The following is an 18,312-nucleotide window of genomic DNA, read 5'->3' as shown; positions in this document are numbered from 1 at the left end:
CAATCAAGATTACAACCCGCTTGCAATTTCTGTTATTTTATAGTAAATTTAAGGCTTGAAAGGAGATTGTTTGTCAGGATTCAATACAGAATATCGCCCTTTGGCGGAACGCATGCGTCCGACCACTCTAAGTGAATTTGTCGGACAGCGGCACATTTTGCAGCCCGGCAAGGTCCTGCGCAATGCCATCGAGTCGGATCAGCTTGCCTCCATGATATTGTGGGGACCACCCGGCGTGGGCAAGACCACGCTGGCGCGTATCATTGCCCGGGTGACCCGGTCTGATTTTCACGTCATGAGTGCGGTGACGGCGGGTGTCAAGGATATCCGCAAAATCATTGAGGTGGCGGAGAAAAACAAGGTTCTACAGCAGCGCACCGTGTTGTTTATTGATGAGATTCATCGGTTCAACAAAGCCCAGCAGGACGCGCTGTTGCACAGTGTGGAAGACGGCACCCTGCTTCTGATCGGCGCTACGACGGAGAATCCGGGATTTGAGGTCAATCAGCCCCTGCTGTCTCGCTGTCAGGTTTACAAGCTGTACAGTCTAAGCGAAGACGAAACCGGTAACGTAATTGACCGGGCTCTGAACTCGGATAAAAAGATGCGGGAGGAACAGATCACACTCAATTCGGATGCCCGTACCTTGCTCATATCCCTGTCCGGCGGTGATGCCCGCACCGCATTGACCGCACTGGAACTGGCGGCGCAGCTCATTCAACCTGACTCATCGGGTGCAAAACAAATTACAGCCGAAACTATTCACCAAGCCGTCCAAAAGCGCAGTGTGCTGTACGATAAAAAAGGCGATTATCATTACGATGTCATCTCTGCATTCATCAAGAGTGTGCGCGGCTCTGATCCGGATGCGGCATTGTATTGGCTGGCGCATATGGTCGAGGCGGGAGAAGACCCGCTGTTTATTGCGCGTCGACTGGTGATTCTGGCATCCGAGGATATCGGAAATGCCGATCCGCATGCGCTCATGGTGGCGACGTCGGCATTCCAGGCTGTGAACGTCATCGGCATGCCGGAAGCGCGACTGATTCTTGCCCAGGCCACCACGTATCTCGCTTCTGCCCAAAAGAGCAACGCCTCCTATCTGGCGATCAATCAGGCTCAACAGGATGTTCAGAAAAAACCGGCGCCTGATGTGCCGCTGCATTTGCGCAATGCCCCGACCCGGCTTATGAAACAATTCGGCTACGGGGAGGCGTATCAGTATCCGCACGATCACGGAGGGTTTATTGAGCAGAGCTACTTTCCGGAGAACCGGGAACGTGTGTATTATCGGCCGACCCGGAACGGCATTGAGGCCAAAATAAAAGAACGTCTGCAAAACCTGTGGCCACGCAGAAAACGGTAAAGGCATATTGTTGAAAAGACTATTACTTGTCATTGTTTTGGCGCTTGGCGGTGCAGGCTATTCTCAAACCCTGCCCGATACCACAGTGACTCCGGATTCACTAAAGTCTGCGGATATCGGAGTGGATACCACCATCTATTACAAAGCGCGGATTATACACAATGATGTAGAAAACCGCATGTCGTATTTTTCTCATAAAGCCGAGGTGTCCTATAAAAACATGCAGCTGCAGGCCGGCAAAATTACCCTGGACTGGGACAAAAAACTGATCACGGCAGAGCCGATACCGGATACCACCTGGGTGAAGACCGACAGTACGGCGCAGGATTCGAGCATGCGGATCAAGCAAATTGGCTATCCTGTGCTGGTTGATGCCGGGGACCGCATGACCGGTGACCGTATGTATTACAATTACGACACGGAAAAAGGCCGTGTGGTGCGCGGACGCACCGAACTGGAGGGCGGTCAATACAAGGGCGAGCAAATTAAACGTGTACATTCCAAAACTTATCATATTCACCGTTCCAGTTATACCACCTGTGACCTGGACAGCAATCCGCATTTTCATTTTCAAGCTGAGAAAATGAAAATGATACCGGATAATAAAGTTATCGCCAAACCGGTGGTCATGTATCTGGGACACATTCCGGTGGCTGCGCTGCCGTTTGTGGTGTTTCCCAATAAAAAAGGCCGTACCTCCGGAATTCTGATTCCCCGCTACGGGCAGAGTGATGCCGAGGGGCGGTTTCTGCGCAATATAGGTTATTACTGGGCGCCCAACGATTATTTCGACACCAAACTCAGTCTCGACTTTTTTGAACGCACCGGAATTCTGCTGAAAAACAGCACGCGTTATTCTGTGCGTTACAAACTGAACGGCTCGATTGATGCGTCGTGGACCCGCAAGAATTACGACGGCAGTCGGCAGAACCGCTGGGATCTTCGGGTGCGGCATAATCAAACCCTGGATCCGACGTCGAATTTCAGTGTCAACGGATATTTTGTCAGCGATAACAGCTTTTACAAAGATTACAGCACCAATCTAAGCGACACGCCTCACCCGGGAACTGCGTTCCAATGCCACCTATACAAAACGCTGGCGTGAACAGGGAGTCAGTATGAGCGCCAATCTGACCCGAACGCATGATCTGCAAACCGGTCTGACCAGCTCAATCCTGCCCCAGATATCTCTGCGTTTGGGCCGTATGCAGCCGTTCAAATCGGAATCCAACAGAGGTGTACCCGCCTGGTACGAGGCGATCTATGTATCCTACAACTCGAATCTGCAAAACAGCGAACGGGAATTTATGGCCGTTTCAGTTGACGGCGAGGATTCCGTCGCAATAGACCGCACCCGTCAGGTTGGGCATAGCGTGGGACTCTCCATGTCCAGTCCCACCAAATATTTTGGATGGCTGTCGCTCAATCAGTCTTTGAATATCAATGAAGACTGGTATGATGAACAGAAAAACTATTTTTATAACGAGAAAACCGACGAGATTGATTATGAAACGGAGAGCGGATTTGCCGCGCGGCATACGTTTTCCTACAGCGCCTCGGCCAATACCAAGATTTACGGAATGTTTCCCGGATTCGGCTTTGTTTCCGCCTTTCGGCATGTGATCACGCCAAGCGTTTCCTACAGCTATCAGCCTGATTTTTCAAAATCCTTTTGGGGCTATTATGATAAAGTCCGGCAGTCTGACGGCAGTTTCGCAAAACGCGATCGGTTTTCCGGAACCTCATCATCAGGCCGCAGCAGTATTTCCTGGCGTATGGGCAACCTGTTTCAGATGAAAACCGGAGAGGGCGCGGATGCTAAAAAATACGATCTGTTTAATCTGAATCTTTCCGGCGGCTATAATTTCAGAGCCGACCGTCAGAAAATGAGTGACGTGAGCGCTTCGTTGCAGGCCAGTCCCATGTCCAATCTGAGCCTGAGCGCCAATTCTTCACATAGTTTTTACGAATATTCCAGTGATTACCATGCGGACCCCGTGTTTCTGTTCTCAGACGGCGGCTGGCAGCAGGGCCGGATTCTGCGTTTAACAAATCTTCAGTTCAATGTCCGCTTTCGGCTGCAGGGGCGGCAAAAATCCCGCGATTCCGAGCCGGGACCGCAACAGGATCTGCCGCAATCCTATGAAGAAATGCAGCTCAGAGAAGAAGGACGTGATCTGAATGTTCTGGAGGAAGAAGCGTTCAAGCGCGGTGACCGCTTTGAATCCGATTTTGACATGCAGTCCTGGTCCGTGCTCTGGCGGATGAATGTGAGTTTTAATTTTAATTTAAACAAGCGTAATCCTGATAATCCGATCAAACGCTATTACATGGATATCAGCGGCGCTGAAATCAGTCTAACACCAAACTGGCGGATTCAGTACAGCGCTCATTATGATCTGGAAGAGATGTCCATTTCGCATCATCAGTTTACGATTTACCGCGATCTGCACTGCTGGGAAGCGCATCTGGAATGGCGGCCAAGCGGTAGATCCAGAGGGGTTTATTTTAAAATCAATATCAAGGCGCCGTGCTGCAGGATATTAAATATGATCAGCACTTTGGCCGTTCAAGTGTGTTGGGATATTAAATCCGGAACAGACCGGGTTTGCTAAACCCGGTGTTCGTTTCAAGGGGCTAATAATAATACCAGATGGTCCGGTAATCGTCCGGATTTTCCCCGCGTTCTTTTAATTTTTCCAGGTATTTATAGATGGGAACATCCGTATCCACGTAGGTGTTTACCAGGGATAAATATTTTTCCCAGGGATGAAATTCATAAACCCGGCTGCCGTCGGGCAATACAGACAGCAGTGTATGGTGCTGGCGCGCCCGGATGTAATTTTTCCCCAGGCGGGGGACATTGTACACCGGCTCGTCGGTCCGCAGCATTCCCGGCATGATCCGCGCTTCTTCCTCGATTTCCTGCATTAGTCGGGCGAGCGGCACCCGATAATTTTCGGTTTCTTTTTTGCCCTTGGTGTTGAAGGTATAATACGGATCCACGCCGATCAGGCGCAAGGCCCGGCGTAGCGCCACATGTTCAAAGCGCCTGCTGTTTTCCATCGTAAAAACCGACTGGTTGTAAGCCGACATACCCTGTTTTCTGATTTTCTGAACAGCCTGCATGGATTCCGGTGTGATTTCATAGGGATGGATGAAATGAGTCACCAATACCATTTCACGTCTGCCCGGTTCATGATACGAGGCGATGACATCAACCAGTTCATCCGTAAATCTTTGAGGCAATACCACCGGTGTGCGTGAACCCAGACGAATGCGCTCGATATGCTTGATCCGCGCTACTTTTTCCAATACGCGGTTCAGGCGTTTGGTGTTCATGATCAACGGATCACCCCCGGTCACCAGTACCTCGGATACGGTTTCATGCTCTTCCATCCATTCCACAGCGGCATCAATCGACTCTTCAGTCGCCATGGCATTCCGGTCCAGAACGTCATCAATTTCCCAATTGCGTTGACAATACACGCAAATCTGGCTGCAAGTATTGTAGGGTTTCAGGATGCAGATCCGCGGATACCGGCGTGTGATCAGATCGATAGGGGAGGTGTCATGTTCATGCATGAAATCAAAACAGTCGGACCGGTTGGCCCGGTTTTCTGTCATCAGCTCGACATAATTAAGCGGGGGGATAACCTGAGCACGAACAGCATGATCATTTTTGCGGCTCGGGTCCTTGTCCATCAATGAAACATAATACGGCGTAATTCCAAACGGCAGTCGATTGGCTTTGGCACTATCGATAGCCTTTTTTTCATCGCTGCTAATCTCAATCAAACCGGCCAGGGTTTTCGAATCCCGGATGACGTGCCGGATTTGCCACAAGTAATCATTCCATTCCTGTTCCGACGCTCCAAATGCATCCCGGATGCGTTTTTGGTTTTCATGGCGTCTCCTGATTACCTCTTTATCCAGTCCCGTTGGAAATCGTTTAAAAGATGAAGCGGCCTGCACTGAAATTTTGTCGAGTTCCTGCGACCGTTCAAGCGCCGCTTCCCGGCCTTTGAGATGAGTGAACGGCTGTACTTTATGCTTGATATAAACACCGCTTTCACCGGACAAGCCTCTGAACATGTGGATCATCTCTTCAAAAAATCCATTGTCAAGAGATTCAGGCAGCTCCGAGGTCTGTCCTTTAGCCAAATTCCATAATAATTCGATGACACTGAATCCCGCCAGTTTATCACTTCGGGGCGAAAGAATTCTCAGAAAATTTTCCAGACAGGAATGTTGTAAATGCCATTTTAAGGGCTGGCTCTTTGCGTGATCGCGGTTCAGGGAATTGGTCTGGTTTTCCAGATACTCCAGTAGCTGATCACGAGCCTGTTCAATAGAGGAGGCGTTTTTCAATAGTCCGTGTATGATCGGGTGAGCGTTGAACATGCGCTCTGTATAGTGGGGGTCAAACAATTTAACCTCCTTTCTGTTTTTAAAGGAGCGGTGAATAGCCAGCAATTATTATAATAAATTCCTGCATTAAATGCAAATTAATCTCATTTTATTAAACGTAAATTTTGAAAAAAAGCTTAAAAATTGGTTTGGTTTTTGCAGGGAGAAATACATGGCGCCGCATCCGTGCGGGTGTTGGTTTAAGGTGTTGATAAATTGAACTATAGAGAAAATATAAAATTGCAACGAGCATGGTAATGAATATCTTAATTGCACATGCCCAATGCGGCTTATGTCCAGGCAATGAAACAAATGCTGCTGTCCAATGATCGTGACTATTCAGTTGGGGCGGCGCTTACTTTGAGCGAGCTTGTGGAACACGTTTCTTATAATCAATATGATTTGGTGCTGGTGGACAGTGAGCTGGCCCGCGACAACAAGAATACGTTTTTCAAGGTTTTGTCCACAATTAAACACGAGTCCCGTATTGCGTTCTCTGTGAAAAAGGATGAAACCGATATGCAGCAGACCGCCAAAGATTATGGTATTTCGGATTTGATCGAAAAGAAAAAAGGTTATCTGGTCACGTTGAATGAATTTGTCAAGAATACCGAACGACAGCCTCAATCTCAGAGCAAGTCATCCCCGACATCGGATACACAATCCGTTAAAAAATTAAGCAAGAAAGGTGATTTTTTCGTCTGCGATAAATACGGACGCTTTCTTGCGGTAAACAAGCAGCTTGAACAACTGTTAAAATACTCGCGCGAAGAACTGTTCGAGTTCAGAATTACCGACCTGCTGGATGACCAGGATGAAGCTTCTTTTATCCGTGATATTATTGCATTACCCCGGGCGAATTCGCAAAAAACGCGGCGACTGACAATGCTGGACAAGACCGGTAAACGATATCATGTGCATGTACGGTTTCGGCTGTTGTATGACGGCGCTGATGGATCGCGATTTATTGGATTTCGCGGGGTTCTCAAGGCCAGGGACAAGACAGCCGGAGCTTTGACCCGTAAACACAAAGTGGACCAGCGTGTGATGACCAATGAGCTGGTGGATCTGGTGCAGACCAGTTATTCCGAACCTCTGAATATTTTTCTTCAACGCATTTCTGAAGTGGTGTGTCAGGTTTTTAAATTTCAGCGTTCGACAATTGCCCTGCTGGATCATCGCAAGCAGTCCTATATCAAACAGGTCATGGTGGGATATTCGAAAAGCGGAGCAAGCCTGCAAAAACAAACCACGGTGCCGCGCGATGCCGTGGACCGTCTGTTCGAGAGTCACAAACGCATTAAAACCATTCATCATCAAAAGTCATTATCCGCACCGGGCGCTGCCCGTGAAAAGAATGTTCCCTGGCATTATAAAGATATGGTGCTGATGCGGTTGTCCGACAGCAACAAGATTACCTATGGCTACATATCGCTGGATACGCCCAAAGAGGGACTGGTGCCGACAGAAGAAACTTTTCACAATATGGAGTTATTTTCTCAGCTGGTCAGTATGAGTATTGAAAACTATTACCGGTTTAATGCTCTTGAGCGCAAAAACAGGTGTTTGCGCCAGCTTTTTGCCAGCAATAATGTATTTAAACTTCAGAGCAGTCTGGATGATCTGCTGAAAGAAACAGTCTGGTCGTCCAAACAGATTCTGGATTTCAATCTGGTTTCCCTGGCATTAATCAGCAAAAAAACACAAATGCTGGAAACCCGGGCCGTGGCCTGCGATGACCGCATCAAGCAGGTACAGCTTCAGGATATGTGTTTTGATCTGGATCAATTTGGTGATATTCTCAAAGAGGAATATGTAATCGGCAAGTCATTTATCGTCAACCGACGGGAAGCGATCTTGCATCATTTCAAAAAGATTTATTACGGGGCTGATGCAAATTCAGGATATGAAGGCGAGTGGCCAAACTGGGCGCTTTTGCTTATTCCCATCAAATCCCAGGAAGGCAAGATCATTGGTTTCTTTATGGCGGATGATCCGGTGGACCACAGGATGCCCACTGTAGAAACGATCCAATTGCTTGAGATTCTGGCCAGTCAAATTGCCATTGCCATTGACAACCGGGTCATGTATGTTCAGGCCAAAGGCGGCGGACAGTCGCCTCGTCATCCGTCTTTGAACATTTCACAGCATACGATTCACAATAGAAATTCAGCACATTAAAAAAAAACATTGATAAAGACATAAATTCTTGTTTATTTAAACCGTGGCCGGCGCCGCGGTTTTTTTATAGTCCTGTGTGGCAGAATGGTGTTTTAAGAAACCCGGCTCACCAGGGCCGTGCCGGTTTATGAAATAAAGAGATTCCAGGATGCCGTACCATCGCCATTACCTTCAAAGACGCCGGATGGGCGAACGTTGAGCCGGTAATGTGCAGTTGATGTTAAAAGCCCGGTCTGCTCCGGGAGCGCCTAAAAGCCGGGCGTCCGTTTTGGGTGTACAGAACGCAGGTGTTTGATCAATCTGTAATCGAATAGAATGAGGAGAACTTTATGTCTGAACAGCAAAAGCAGGAATATCATTTGAATCAGGATGAAAAAAAGGCGCTGCTCACCGTAGCGAGATGCGCCATAGAGCGTGCGGTTATCGGCACTCAAAAAGAGATACCGGACTATGATATGCCGGTGCTGGAGGAACAACGCGGCGCGTTTGTTACGATTCATAACCAGAGTGAACTGCGCGGCTGTATCGGCTATGTGGTGGGAAAACGGCCCCTGAAAGAAGCCGTCGAAGAAATGGCGCAAGCGGCTGCGCTGAGAGATTCTCGATTTAAACCCGTTGCCGCTTCTGAACTTTCTGAAATCGATCTGGAAATCTCGGTATTGAGTCCCTTGCGGGAAATAGAGGATGTGAATGAAATCGAGGTGGGAACTCACGGGTTGATGATCCGTGCCGGAATGTACAGCGGTCTGCTTTTGCCGCAGGTTGCGGCGGAGCACAACTGGGATCGGGAAACCTTTCTGCAATACACTTGTATGAAAGCGGGACTGTATAAAGAGGCCTGGAAGGATGAAAATGTTTCCTTGTCTGTGTTCAGCGCACAGGTTTTCAGTGAGAAAGACATGTTTTGATTTCAGGCGCTTGTTTTTTCCAATTTGTTTCTGTAACTTTTCTGAATGCGTAACCCGCAGGCGGGTTACGCGTATAAAGTTTGCACGATAAGCTTGTTGTTGTTCTGAAACAGGATACCTTTATGAGTCATTTCAGCCGTCTTTCACTGCTGTTGCCGTTCCTCTTTTTCCTCGCTGCTGCCATCCAGTATCTCGGATTTCAACCCGGGAATCTGGATGTGGATGGTATTCTGTATTTGCGCGATCACTTTATCATTTTCATGCTCATCCTGTCCCTTCCTCTGGTCTACAAGCAGAAATGGTCATCGGACCGCAATGTGCTGCGCGGTTTGCGGTCATTGTTTTTCCTGATTCTTTCACATCTGTGCTGTTATTCCTGTCCGGTGATCGTTTGTACGTTCTCCAGGATCACATTATGGATCAGGACTGGCTCTCCCTAAAGATGAGTGATCATATTCTGGTGATTTCCTGGGCGTTTTTCGCCACTGTATTTATTCTGATTGCGTTGGGAACCTTGCGCAACCTCATTTATATCAAACGCAAGCAAAGCACTGCCAGAAATTTTACCTGGCTGATGATCATGATGGTTCTCTATTCCGTACTGGCCATGCCGGTAGCGCACGAGAGCGTACGATTCGGTTCTGCATTCTGGAAAACGGCTTCGCTGGTCATTCTGTTCATTGTGATCAATTTTATAATCATCAATGCATTGCGCGTGGCCTGGGTCAACTATTTGAATAAAAAGCAAAAACTCGGCTGCTTTTGGGGCGGCTTTTTATTGCTCCCCATACAAATCTATTTTACCGTCCGATTTCAGGGTGTCAACCCGATTTATCCCTTTAGTCCGGTCCTGGAACGTTTTATTGAAATCGGAAATATTTTTTTATCTGTTTATCTGGTGGTGGCATTTCTGGCGCTTTTGGCGCATTTGCCTACCGCAAAGTTGTTTGACCGTAAACTGCAGCAAATATCATCGTTACACTTTTTAAGCCGCGCGGTCAGTTCAGAGTTTGATGTTGATAAACTGGTGCGGACGATTGTTCAATTGACAACCAAAGTGACAGAAGCAGATTTTGCATGGCTGGAATTGCAGCATGAAAATGATCAGCAGCTCCGGCTGGTGTCTTCCTGTCGGCTGGATCAGACCGAACGCGATAATAAAGATGTTTGTTTCAGTGATCCGTTGGTACAGAAGATTATCCGTGACCGCTCTACCTTTTCCTCCAATCAGGCGGTGAAAAATTCTCATTCCAGTCATTTGCGCAATTGGAAACATGATTTGGGCTCTCTGATTGCCGTGCCTTTGGCTACGGGTGAACGCGTGGTTGGTATTTTGTATGCCGGAAAGACATACGAATTCGGATTTGAACAGGAAGACGGAGAAATGCTCCGGGCGTTCGGAGATCAGGCGGTGATCGCACTGGAAAACGCCCGCCTGGTTAAAGAGTCGCTGATCAAGGAGCGTCTGGAGCAGGAACTCAAGGTTGCTCATGATGCCCAGATGAAGCTGCTTCCCATAGATATGCCGACGCTTCCCGGCATCGCCATTGATGCCGTGTGTATCACTGCGAATGAAGTGGGGGGGGATTACTATGACTTTTTCAAGTTATCCCCCACAAAACTGGGCGTAATTATCGGCGATGTCTCCGGAAAAGGCGCGTCTGCGGCGTTTTATATGGCTGAGGTCAAGGGCATCATGGAATCCCTGGCGCGGCCGGATCTCTCGCCCAAAGACATGATGTGCGCCGCCAATGAAACGTTGTACCAGAATTTCAGCAGAAACATTTTCATCAGTGTGGTGTACGCAGTCCTCGATTCTGAAGCGAATACGTTTACATTCTGCCGGGCGGGACATTGTCCGGTGCTGTTTATGAGCTCGGAAGACGAGTTTTGCAAACGGTTTGAACCCCGGGGCCTCGGCCTCGGACTGGACAGCGGTAAAATTTTCAAGTCGGTGTTGGACGAAGTGACAATACCCCTGAAGAAAGGTCATACGATGATGCTGTACACGGATGGTGTTACCGAATCCCGAAATCCGGATGGAGAAGAATTCGGTGAGAACCGGCTCTCGGAGATTTTGCAAAGCGTGCATCGGAAATCCGCTTTGGAAATCAAGAAACAGGTCATACATGCTGTATTTACCTTTCTGGATGGTGAACGCGCATATGATGATATGACATTTGTTGTGATAAAGGATATGGAATAACTATTCCGGAGGAAATAATGGAAAATTTTAATGTAAATTGTAAAGATGTTGATGAACTATCGATTCTTTACCTTGAAGGGTTTTTGGATGCGCATACAGCGCCTTTGTTGGAAAGCGAAATCCAGAAACTTGTCGACCGGGACCGGTACAAGTTGATTGTAAATTTCAAGGACCTGAATTATATCAGTTCCGCAGGCCTGGGTGTGTTTATGGGATTTGTAGAGACGATCCGTTCCAATCAGGGTGATATCAAGATGTGCTGTATGCCTTCAAAGATATTTCGCGTATTTGATTTGCTGGGATTTCCATCCCTCTATGACATTGTGGACGGAGAAGAGGAAGCTGTGAAATTATATCGCAACTCTGAGGCTGAATCTTCCGTAAAACAGAATAGCTCCCAAAAGAGTTGAACCATGAATGATGGAAGGTAATTATCATGGCTAGCAAAACAGCGGAATACCAGTTGAAAATCCCGAGTCGAACCGATAATCTTGAGCTCATTCGCGAGTTTGTCTCCAAAGTCGCCCAAATGGTGGGCTTTGGAAAAGAGGATATCGAAAAGATCGAACTTGCGTGTGACGAGGCCTGCACAAATGTGATCAAGCATGCTTATGATACTGAAAGCGAGAAAAATCAACTTGATGTGCTGGTCAAAGTCGATTTGGATAAATTTACGTTAATCGTCACCGATCACGGCAAAGGTTTTGATCCCAAAGGGCTTAAAATGCCTGATATGAAAGAGTATATGGCCGAACTCAAGGTTGGCGGACTGGGTATATATCTGATCAAAACATTGATGGACGAAGTGGATTATAATATCAATCCCGGCGTCAAAAATCAGGTGAAAATGGTAAAGTATTTACTGAATCAGAAAAATTCGCAAGTCGTAAACTCGGGAAATATGCATTCATGAATGAACAGCAACCGCTAAAAATTGACTATCAGGGCGTGGAGCTGCGCTCCCTGTTTGAACTCGCTCAGGTGCTGAACTCTTCTCTCAATCCGGATCAAATCTTGAACAGTTGTTTGTATACACCCATGGGGCGCATGATGATCGGTCGCGGTATGATGATTGTCCGCGATCCGGAATTCAGGGTATCGGCTGTGAAAGGGCTGCCGGATTCTTTGCTGCAGCAAACGGTTGGAATTCATAAATCATATGATCACCCGGTCTACACCGATGAACTGGACGAACAGGACCTCGAATTGCAAAAGTTATTCAAAACTCATCAGATCAACCTGATGGTACCCATGCGCCGCTCCGATAATTTCGTCGGCGCTATCTGTTTCGGCGATAAAATGACCCGTCAGCCTTATTCCTCCAGCGAACTCGAGTTCCTGGATATCCTGTCCAATATTGCCGCAACGTCTATTGAAAATGCCCTCATGTATAAAGAACTTGCCAAAGCCAACCGCGGCCTGGACAAAAAGAATCAGATGCTGAATACATTGTTTGAAATCGGCAATGAACTCAATTCCACCCTCGATACCCATCGCATTCTCAATATTCTTTTGCATACAATCATGGGCGAGATGGCCGTACATAAAGTCCTGATTTATTTGTTGCAGGATGGGGTGTTTAGCGTCAAGTTGTCCAAAGGATACAGCGAATCTTCCAAAGCCTGGTCGCATTTTAATAGCAAAACGGTACTGGATGCGTTATCAGGAATAACCGACCCTGTCATGACTTTTGAGCCGGATTCACCGCCAATATGGCAGGATTTGAGCAAACATCAGATTGATCTTGTCGTACCCATGAGGACACAGAATGAAACCCGGGGTGTTTTGGCTCTGGGCAAACGAGTGACCCAGAGCCGGTTTTCTGACGATGATATCAATTTTCTGAGTTCTTTGGGCAGTCGAGCCCTGATTTCCCTTGAAAATGCGAGAATGTTCAAAGAAACGGTTGAAAAACAGCGATTGGAAGAGGAGATGGCCATTGCCCGGGATATTCAGAACCGGCTGCTGCCACGCGAATTTCCATGTTATCCCGATTTTGATGTGTATGGATTTAACCTGCCGTCTCTGATGGTCGGTGGCGATTACTTTGACTGTCTTGAGTTGAATGAGCGCTTTTTTGCCCTGGCCATCGGCGACGTATCCGGTAAAGGTGTGGGCGCATCCTTGCTGATGTCCAATTTACATGCCGCCCTGCATGCGCTTGCCCCGTCTCAGAATAATGTGGCGGAACTGATTGAGCGACTGAATAATCTCATTTATGCGCATACCAATTTTGATAAATTTATCACTTTTTTTTACGCGCTCATCGACCGTCAGGAAAAGATCCTGACCTATGTCAACGCCGGACATAATTTTCCCTATCTGTATCACAAAGACGGATCCTTCGATACACTGGAAACCGGTGGATTGATTCTGGGGATGATGCAGAATGCACTCTATGAATCTGTAACTCTGACGCTGCAGCCGCATGATATGCTGATAATGTTCACTGACGGCATTACCGAGGCCAAAGCTGCGTCCGATGAGTTTTTTGAAGAGGAACGCCTGGAAGCCTTTGTCGATGATATGTATAAACAGGGGTGCAGTGTTCGTGAACTGGCTGATCAAATGATCGCGCGTATTCAGCAGTTTAGTCAGGGTTACCCTCAATCAGATGATATTACATTCTTAGGTTTAAAGTTAACAGGCCAGACCGGAGATTATGAAACACACAGAATAATAAAAGCCCGCAGCGAATCCTGATTGTTGAAGATAATACAGGCAACCGCAAGTTTTTTTGTGCGGCGCTGGCTAAAGAAGACTATAACGTTGATTCCGCCGAGTCCGGAGCCAAAGCCCTCAATATGATCCGGGACACCCGCTATAATCTGGTGATTACGGATATGCATCTGGATACAGTGGATGGATTGAGTGTATTGCGCGCGGCAAAAGAAAAGGATAAAAACACCACAGGTTCTTATTATCACGGGACATGGAAATATCGCCAATGCCGTACAGGCCATTCGCGAGGCGCTATCGATTATCTGACCAAACCTGTAAATTCAAACGCTTTTTTACTGCATGTCAACAAGGCGTTGTATGACCAGGAAATGGACCGTCAACTGGAATATCAGAAACGCAAGATCGACGAATACCACGATATGCTGGACCGCGATCTGGCGTTTGCGAAAAAGATACAAGCCAGTCTGATCCCGGATAGCTTTTCGGATTTAACTTTTGATTTCGGCATCTGCCATATCCCCATGATTCGCATCGGGGGGGATTTTGGCACGATTTATAAAGATACATCTGCGAATCAGGTTTATTTGAATATACTGGATGTGACCGGTCACGGCATCACTGCGGCGCTGGTGGTGAACCGAATATGCAGTGAAATCGGCAGCCTGGTGCGTGAAAACCACTCCCCGCGTGAAATATTGTTTGCAATCAATTCTTTTTTTTGTGATATTCTCGGACAGACCGGCATGTTTTTGACCATGTTTTCGGTCCGGGTTGAGCCTGAACAGCAAAACATTCGAATATTCGGGCAGCGCGCATCCCGCCACCCTGCATTATCAGGCCGATCAGGACAAATTTACTGAACTTGAATCTGAAAATGTGATCATCGGGTTTGAGGCTATGCCCCTTGATCATTTTAAACAGCAGACAGTTGAGATTAAAAGCGGTGATACGCTGGCTCTTTACACGGATGGGATTATCGAGGCAGAGGATAAAGCAAAAAATCCTTACGGTTTGGATCAGCTGAAAAAAGCGCTTGTACACCATCGAAACAAATCCGCTAAAGAAGCGGCTCACCTTGTGGTACGGGAAGTGAAAACCTACAACAAAGGTGAGAACAAGGATGATATCATGCTGATGCTGTTCAATATAAAGTAGTTGATATGAAACGTGGTTCTGTTCTTTTAATAAATCCGTGGATTTACGATTTTGCCGCTTATGATTTCTGGACAAAACCGTTAGGGCTGCTTCAGATCGGCGGGATTTTGCGTGATCTCGGCTATCAGGTGCAGCTGCTGGATTGTCTGGACCGGCATTATCCAAAACTTGCAGCATCGGACAAACCGCGCAGCCGGGACGATGGAACCGGCAAATTTATCCGGCAGGAGATCAAAAAACCCGATGTGCTGCGCGATATCCCCAGACGCTATTGCCGTTACGGTTTGCCGAAAGCTCTGGTGCGACAGCATCTCGATCATATGCCGGCGCCGGATGTGGTGCTGGTGACTTCATTCATGACCTATTGGTATCCGGCCGTTCGTGATATGGTTACCCTGGTTCGTGAGGTTTTTCCGCAGGCGCCCGTGATTCTGGGTGGAATCTATGCCACCCTGTGTCCCGAGCACGCGCGTCGTATCGTAAAACCGGATATTCTGATCACCGGAGAAGGAGAACAAGAGGCGGTGCGGCAGGTGGCGCGACTGACAGGCGGCGCCGGCCGGAATTATACGTACCGGCATCTCGATGAGCTCGGTTTTCCCGCTTTTGAATTGTATGCACAAACAGATTCAACAAGCATGCAAATGTCCCGCGGCTGTCCGTTTAACTGCAGTTTTTGTGCCTCGCGCCGACTCGTCAACGGATACCGAAGACGATCGCCGGACAATGTGATCGCCGAATTGCAGCACTGGCTCGAACGAAAGCAAATCAGACACCTGGCGTTTTTTGATGACGCCCTTCTGTATCAGCCGGATCAACTGATCAAACCGGTCCTGCGTCAGATTGCCGAGCTGCCCGAGCTGATGCTGCATACACCCAATGGCATGACGCCGGGACTTTTGGATGCCGACCTGGCTGAATTATTTTACGCATCAGGTCTGTGCACGGTTCGGCTCAGCTTTGAGACGTCCAACGCGCAGCGTCAACTGGAAATGTCCAAGGTGACCAATGCCCAGTGCGTTCGGGCCATTGAAAATCTGGAAAAAGCCGGGTATCGGCGCAAGGATATCGGTGTTTATGTGCTGATGGGATTGCCCGGTCAGGATGAGCAGGAAGTTCGGGACAGCGTCCGATTTGTTCATGATCAGGGCGCCACTGTCAAACTCGCTTCATTTTCACCCATTCCCGGCACCCGGGAAACCGGACGAGCGGTAAAAATGGGATTGTGGAACCCGGATTCCGATTTGTTGTTGACCAATAATACGCTGTTTCCTGTCTGGAAACGTACAACGGGCTATGAAAACAGTCGTATGCTGGTAGAATGGGTGAAAGAATTGAATTCGATCTTGTGAGGCTGTTGTGTTCAATAAATTATGGCTGAAAATTTCAGCTGCGTTTACATTGATCATTCTGATTATTATGCTGCTGGTTTTTCATTTTATCACCGTTCAGCAGGTGAAACGGGACCGGGCGCAGCTCGAACAGAACATGGAACGCATTGCCAAACAAATTGCATCGATCCGGCTTGCAGAGACCGAAGGATGGTATGTATACCAGGACTGGATCAATAGTATTATGGAATCCGATGCCGGGGAAGATCTGGTTTATATTGCAATTTATAATGAATCCCGTGAACTCGTTGCGTTTGCCCTGGATACAGCGCCTCTGGATGTCGATAGTTCCTATCTTATTCGTGAGGAAAAGAAAAATATTGTCAACCGGCTGGTTCAGGGTCAGGTGGCGCGGGAAAGCTGGAATGATTTTGATCATATCCCGGTGGAAATACGCTGGGGCAGTGAATCGCTGGGTAAAGTGGATGTAGGATTTTCGCTGATTGAATTTAACAACCGGGTGCACAGTCAGTTGATGCTGAACCTGTACCTGATCATCGGTTCCATCATTATGGGAGTGGGGCTGTCAATTGTCATGGCAAGACGAATTGTAAAGCCCCTGAACAGTCTTTCAGAGGCCATGTTCAAAGTTCCGGAAGGACAGTACAATTTAAAGATTAAAATCCGGTCCCGCGATGAGATCGGTCATCTGGCGCGTTCTTTTAATTACATGATCCGCCGCATGAAAGAAAAAGCTGCGATCGAAGATTTTACCCACGATCTGGTTTTTGCGGTTGAGTATGAAAAACTGGCACAGATGGTCACGCGAACGAATTGTGGTCAACATGTCCGCTTCACAGGGTGTGCTGTTCTTACTGCGGGAACAAGAAAAACGCACCCTGTTGGTTTCCGCCTGGATTTCACCGGGCCGGATGAATGGACGCATTGTTATGGAAATTAATAATGAATCCCGGCTTCAGTGTCTGGTGCGGCAAACCCCGTTCAAACCAGATGATATAGAAACAACTGCCGCTTATCTGGATGTGTGCAAACGGCTCGAGGATGCGGGTGTGGAATTCCGGGTCAGTCTGGTGGCGCCTCTTATTTCGCAGGGGGAATCGGTCGGTTTTCTGATGCTGGGAGCGCAAAAAAGCGGAAGTGATTACGATGATTATATGATTTCTTTTCTGCAGACCCTCACCCAGCAGGCTGCAATGGCAATCCGGAACAGCGCGCTCCTTATCGAGTTAAAAGAACAGGAACGTTACAAACGCGAACTTGAAATCGCCCGCAGTGTTCAGGAACGTCTGCTGCCTGATACGTTTCCGGATATTTCCGGTCTTGAATTTAACGCAATCTGCCAGTCCGCGTACGAAGTGGGCGGTGATTATTACGATTACTTTAGTCTGGACAAGCATCGAATCGGGATCGCCATTGCCGATGTGACCGGAAAAGGCACCTCGGCGGCTTTTTATATGGCGGAATTAAAGGGCATGATGACCTTTCTGGCCCAGGAGATTGATTCGCCGAAAAAAGTGTTATGCCGGTTGAACACTTTTTTGTCTGAGAAAGTAGACAAACGCATTTTCGTGACCATGATTTACGGTATCTTGAATACACGTACAGGAGAATTTACATTTGTGCGCGCCGGACACAATGCTTTGGTGGTCCAACGCTATGATTCCGATAATAACCCCGATGTATATATTCCGCCGGGTATCGGATTGGGTCTGACCAATGACACGATCTTTTACGAAAAAACCGAGGAACAAACCGTTAGAATCAATCCAAATGATATTCTGTTTTTTTATACAGATGGTTTGTCCGAGGCAATGAACGAACAGTATCAGGAATACAGTGAAGAAAAACTTTATAATTTTTTAAAAAACTGGAATTCAGAATCAATTTATGAGCTACAAACCGAACTCATGAAAGAAATTAAAATATTTACCGGTGATGCCGCACAGCATGATGATATCACTATGGTGATGGCAAAATTAACACGAGCATGATTATGAAAAGATTGTATTTTAGCGCAACAGTTTTACTGCTGATCAGCCTAATTTTCTCAAC

At 47.5% G+C, this 18,312-nt stretch carries 16 protein-coding genes; 15 read left to right on the top strand and 1 reads right to left on the bottom strand.

The genetic code is table 11. The features are described from left to right. Positions 1-112 precede the first annotated feature (112 nt). The 3 genes from U5R06_14525 to U5R06_14515 are packed head-to-tail and all read left to right on the top strand — an operon-like array spanning position 113 to position 3,981. Positions 113-1,366 (top strand): replication-associated recombination protein A, encoded by a 1,254-nt coding sequence (locus U5R06_14525; protein MDZ7723983.1) that lies wholly within the window; start codon positions 113-115, stop codon positions 1,364-1,366. 10 nt (positions 1,367-1,376) lie between these two features. Then, a complete protein-coding gene (locus U5R06_14520; protein MDZ7723982.1) occupies positions 1,377-2,471 on the top strand; it encodes a putative LPS assembly protein LptD in 1,095 nt (364 codons plus the stop codon). Then, on the top strand, positions 2,434-3,981 hold the full coding sequence (locus tag U5R06_14515; GenBank protein ID MDZ7723981.1) for a putative LPS assembly protein LptD: 1,548 nt from the start codon (positions 2,434-2,436) through the stop codon (positions 3,979-3,981). The genes U5R06_14520 and U5R06_14515 overlap by 38 nt, the downstream gene beginning before the upstream one ends. 22 nt (positions 3,982-4,003) lie before the next feature. Here U5R06_14515 and U5R06_14510 read toward each other — a convergent pair whose 3' ends face one another. Next, the gene (locus U5R06_14510; GenBank protein MDZ7723980.1) at positions 4,004-5,797 is read right to left on the bottom strand and encodes a KamA family radical SAM protein; all 1,794 of its coding nucleotides are present in this window, start codon (positions 5,795-5,797) and stop codon (positions 4,004-4,006) included. Positions 5,798-6,052: 255 nt separating this feature from the next. Here U5R06_14510 and U5R06_14505 point away from each other — a divergent pair, with 255 nt between their 5' ends. The 12 genes from U5R06_14505 (at position 6,053) to U5R06_14450 (ending at position 18,251) form a co-directional block, all read left to right on the top strand. Further along, positions 6,053-7,957 carry a PAS domain-containing protein gene (locus U5R06_14505; GenBank protein MDZ7723979.1) on the top strand — a complete coding sequence of 635 codons (1,905 nt, stop codon included), beginning with the start codon at positions 6,053-6,055 and terminating at the stop codon, positions 7,955-7,957. A 329-nt stretch (positions 7,958-8,286) separates the two neighbouring features. Continuing rightward, positions 8,287-8,865, top strand: a complete 579-nt coding sequence (amrA, locus tag U5R06_14500) for an AmmeMemoRadiSam system protein A (protein ID MDZ7723978.1) — start codon at positions 8,287-8,289, stop codon at positions 8,863-8,865. A gap of 122 nt (positions 8,866-8,987) precedes the next feature. Further along, a complete protein-coding gene (locus U5R06_14495) occupies positions 8,988-9,305 on the top strand; it encodes a hypothetical protein (GenBank protein MDZ7723977.1) in 318 nt (105 codons plus the stop codon). Beyond that, complete coding sequence (locus U5R06_14490; GenBank protein MDZ7723976.1) at positions 9,281-11,071, top strand: GAF domain-containing SpoIIE family protein phosphatase; 1,791 nt, start codon at positions 9,281-9,283, stop codon at positions 11,069-11,071. Before U5R06_14495 ends, U5R06_14490 begins: the two co-directional genes overlap by 25 nt. Before the next feature lie 17 nt (positions 11,072-11,088). Beyond that, positions 11,089-11,481 (top strand): STAS domain-containing protein, encoded by a 393-nt coding sequence (locus U5R06_14485; GenBank protein ID MDZ7723975.1) that lies wholly within the window; start codon positions 11,089-11,091, stop codon positions 11,479-11,481. Positions 11,482-11,507: 26 nt separating this feature from the next. Beyond that, the gene (locus U5R06_14480; GenBank protein ID MDZ7723974.1) at positions 11,508-11,984 is read left to right on the top strand and encodes an ATP-binding protein; all 477 of its coding nucleotides are present in this window, start codon (positions 11,508-11,510) and stop codon (positions 11,982-11,984) included. Then, positions 11,981-13,774, top strand: coding sequence for a GAF domain-containing SpoIIE family protein phosphatase (locus U5R06_14475; protein MDZ7723973.1), 1,794 nt, complete (start codon positions 11,981-11,983; stop codon positions 13,772-13,774). Before U5R06_14480 ends, U5R06_14475 begins: the two co-directional genes overlap by 4 nt. Next, complete coding sequence (locus U5R06_14470; protein ID MDZ7723972.1) at positions 13,768-14,613, top strand: response regulator; 846 nt, start codon at positions 13,768-13,770, stop codon at positions 14,611-14,613. Before U5R06_14475 ends, U5R06_14470 begins: the two co-directional genes overlap by 7 nt. Continuing rightward, the gene (locus tag U5R06_14465) at positions 14,525-14,908 is read left to right on the top strand and encodes a PP2C family protein-serine/threonine phosphatase (GenBank protein MDZ7723971.1); all 384 of its coding nucleotides are present in this window, start codon (positions 14,525-14,527) and stop codon (positions 14,906-14,908) included. The genes U5R06_14470 and U5R06_14465 overlap by 89 nt, the downstream gene beginning before the upstream one ends. 5 nt (positions 14,909-14,913) lie before the next feature. Next, entirely contained in the window at positions 14,914-16,260 is a 1,347-nt protein-coding gene (locus tag U5R06_14460; protein MDZ7723970.1) for a radical SAM protein, read from the top strand. A gap of 7 nt (positions 16,261-16,267) precedes the next feature. Then, positions 16,268-17,200, top strand: coding sequence for a HAMP domain-containing protein (locus U5R06_14455; GenBank protein MDZ7723969.1), 933 nt, complete (start codon positions 16,268-16,270; stop codon positions 17,198-17,200). Then, complete coding sequence (locus U5R06_14450; GenBank protein ID MDZ7723968.1) at positions 17,085-18,251, top strand: GAF domain-containing SpoIIE family protein phosphatase; 1,167 nt, start codon at positions 17,085-17,087, stop codon at positions 18,249-18,251. The genes U5R06_14455 and U5R06_14450 overlap by 116 nt, the downstream gene beginning before the upstream one ends. Positions 18,252-18,312: the final 61 nt, after the last annotated feature.

The sequence above is a fragment of the candidate division KSB1 bacterium genome, from assembly GCA_034521575.1.
Lineage (GTDB): Bacteria > Zhuqueibacterota > Zhuqueibacteria > Residuimicrobiales > Krinioviventaceae > JAXHMJ01.
The sequence above is the reverse complement of the archived record's forward strand: the minus strand, read 5'-3'. Positions and strand labels throughout refer to the sequence as shown.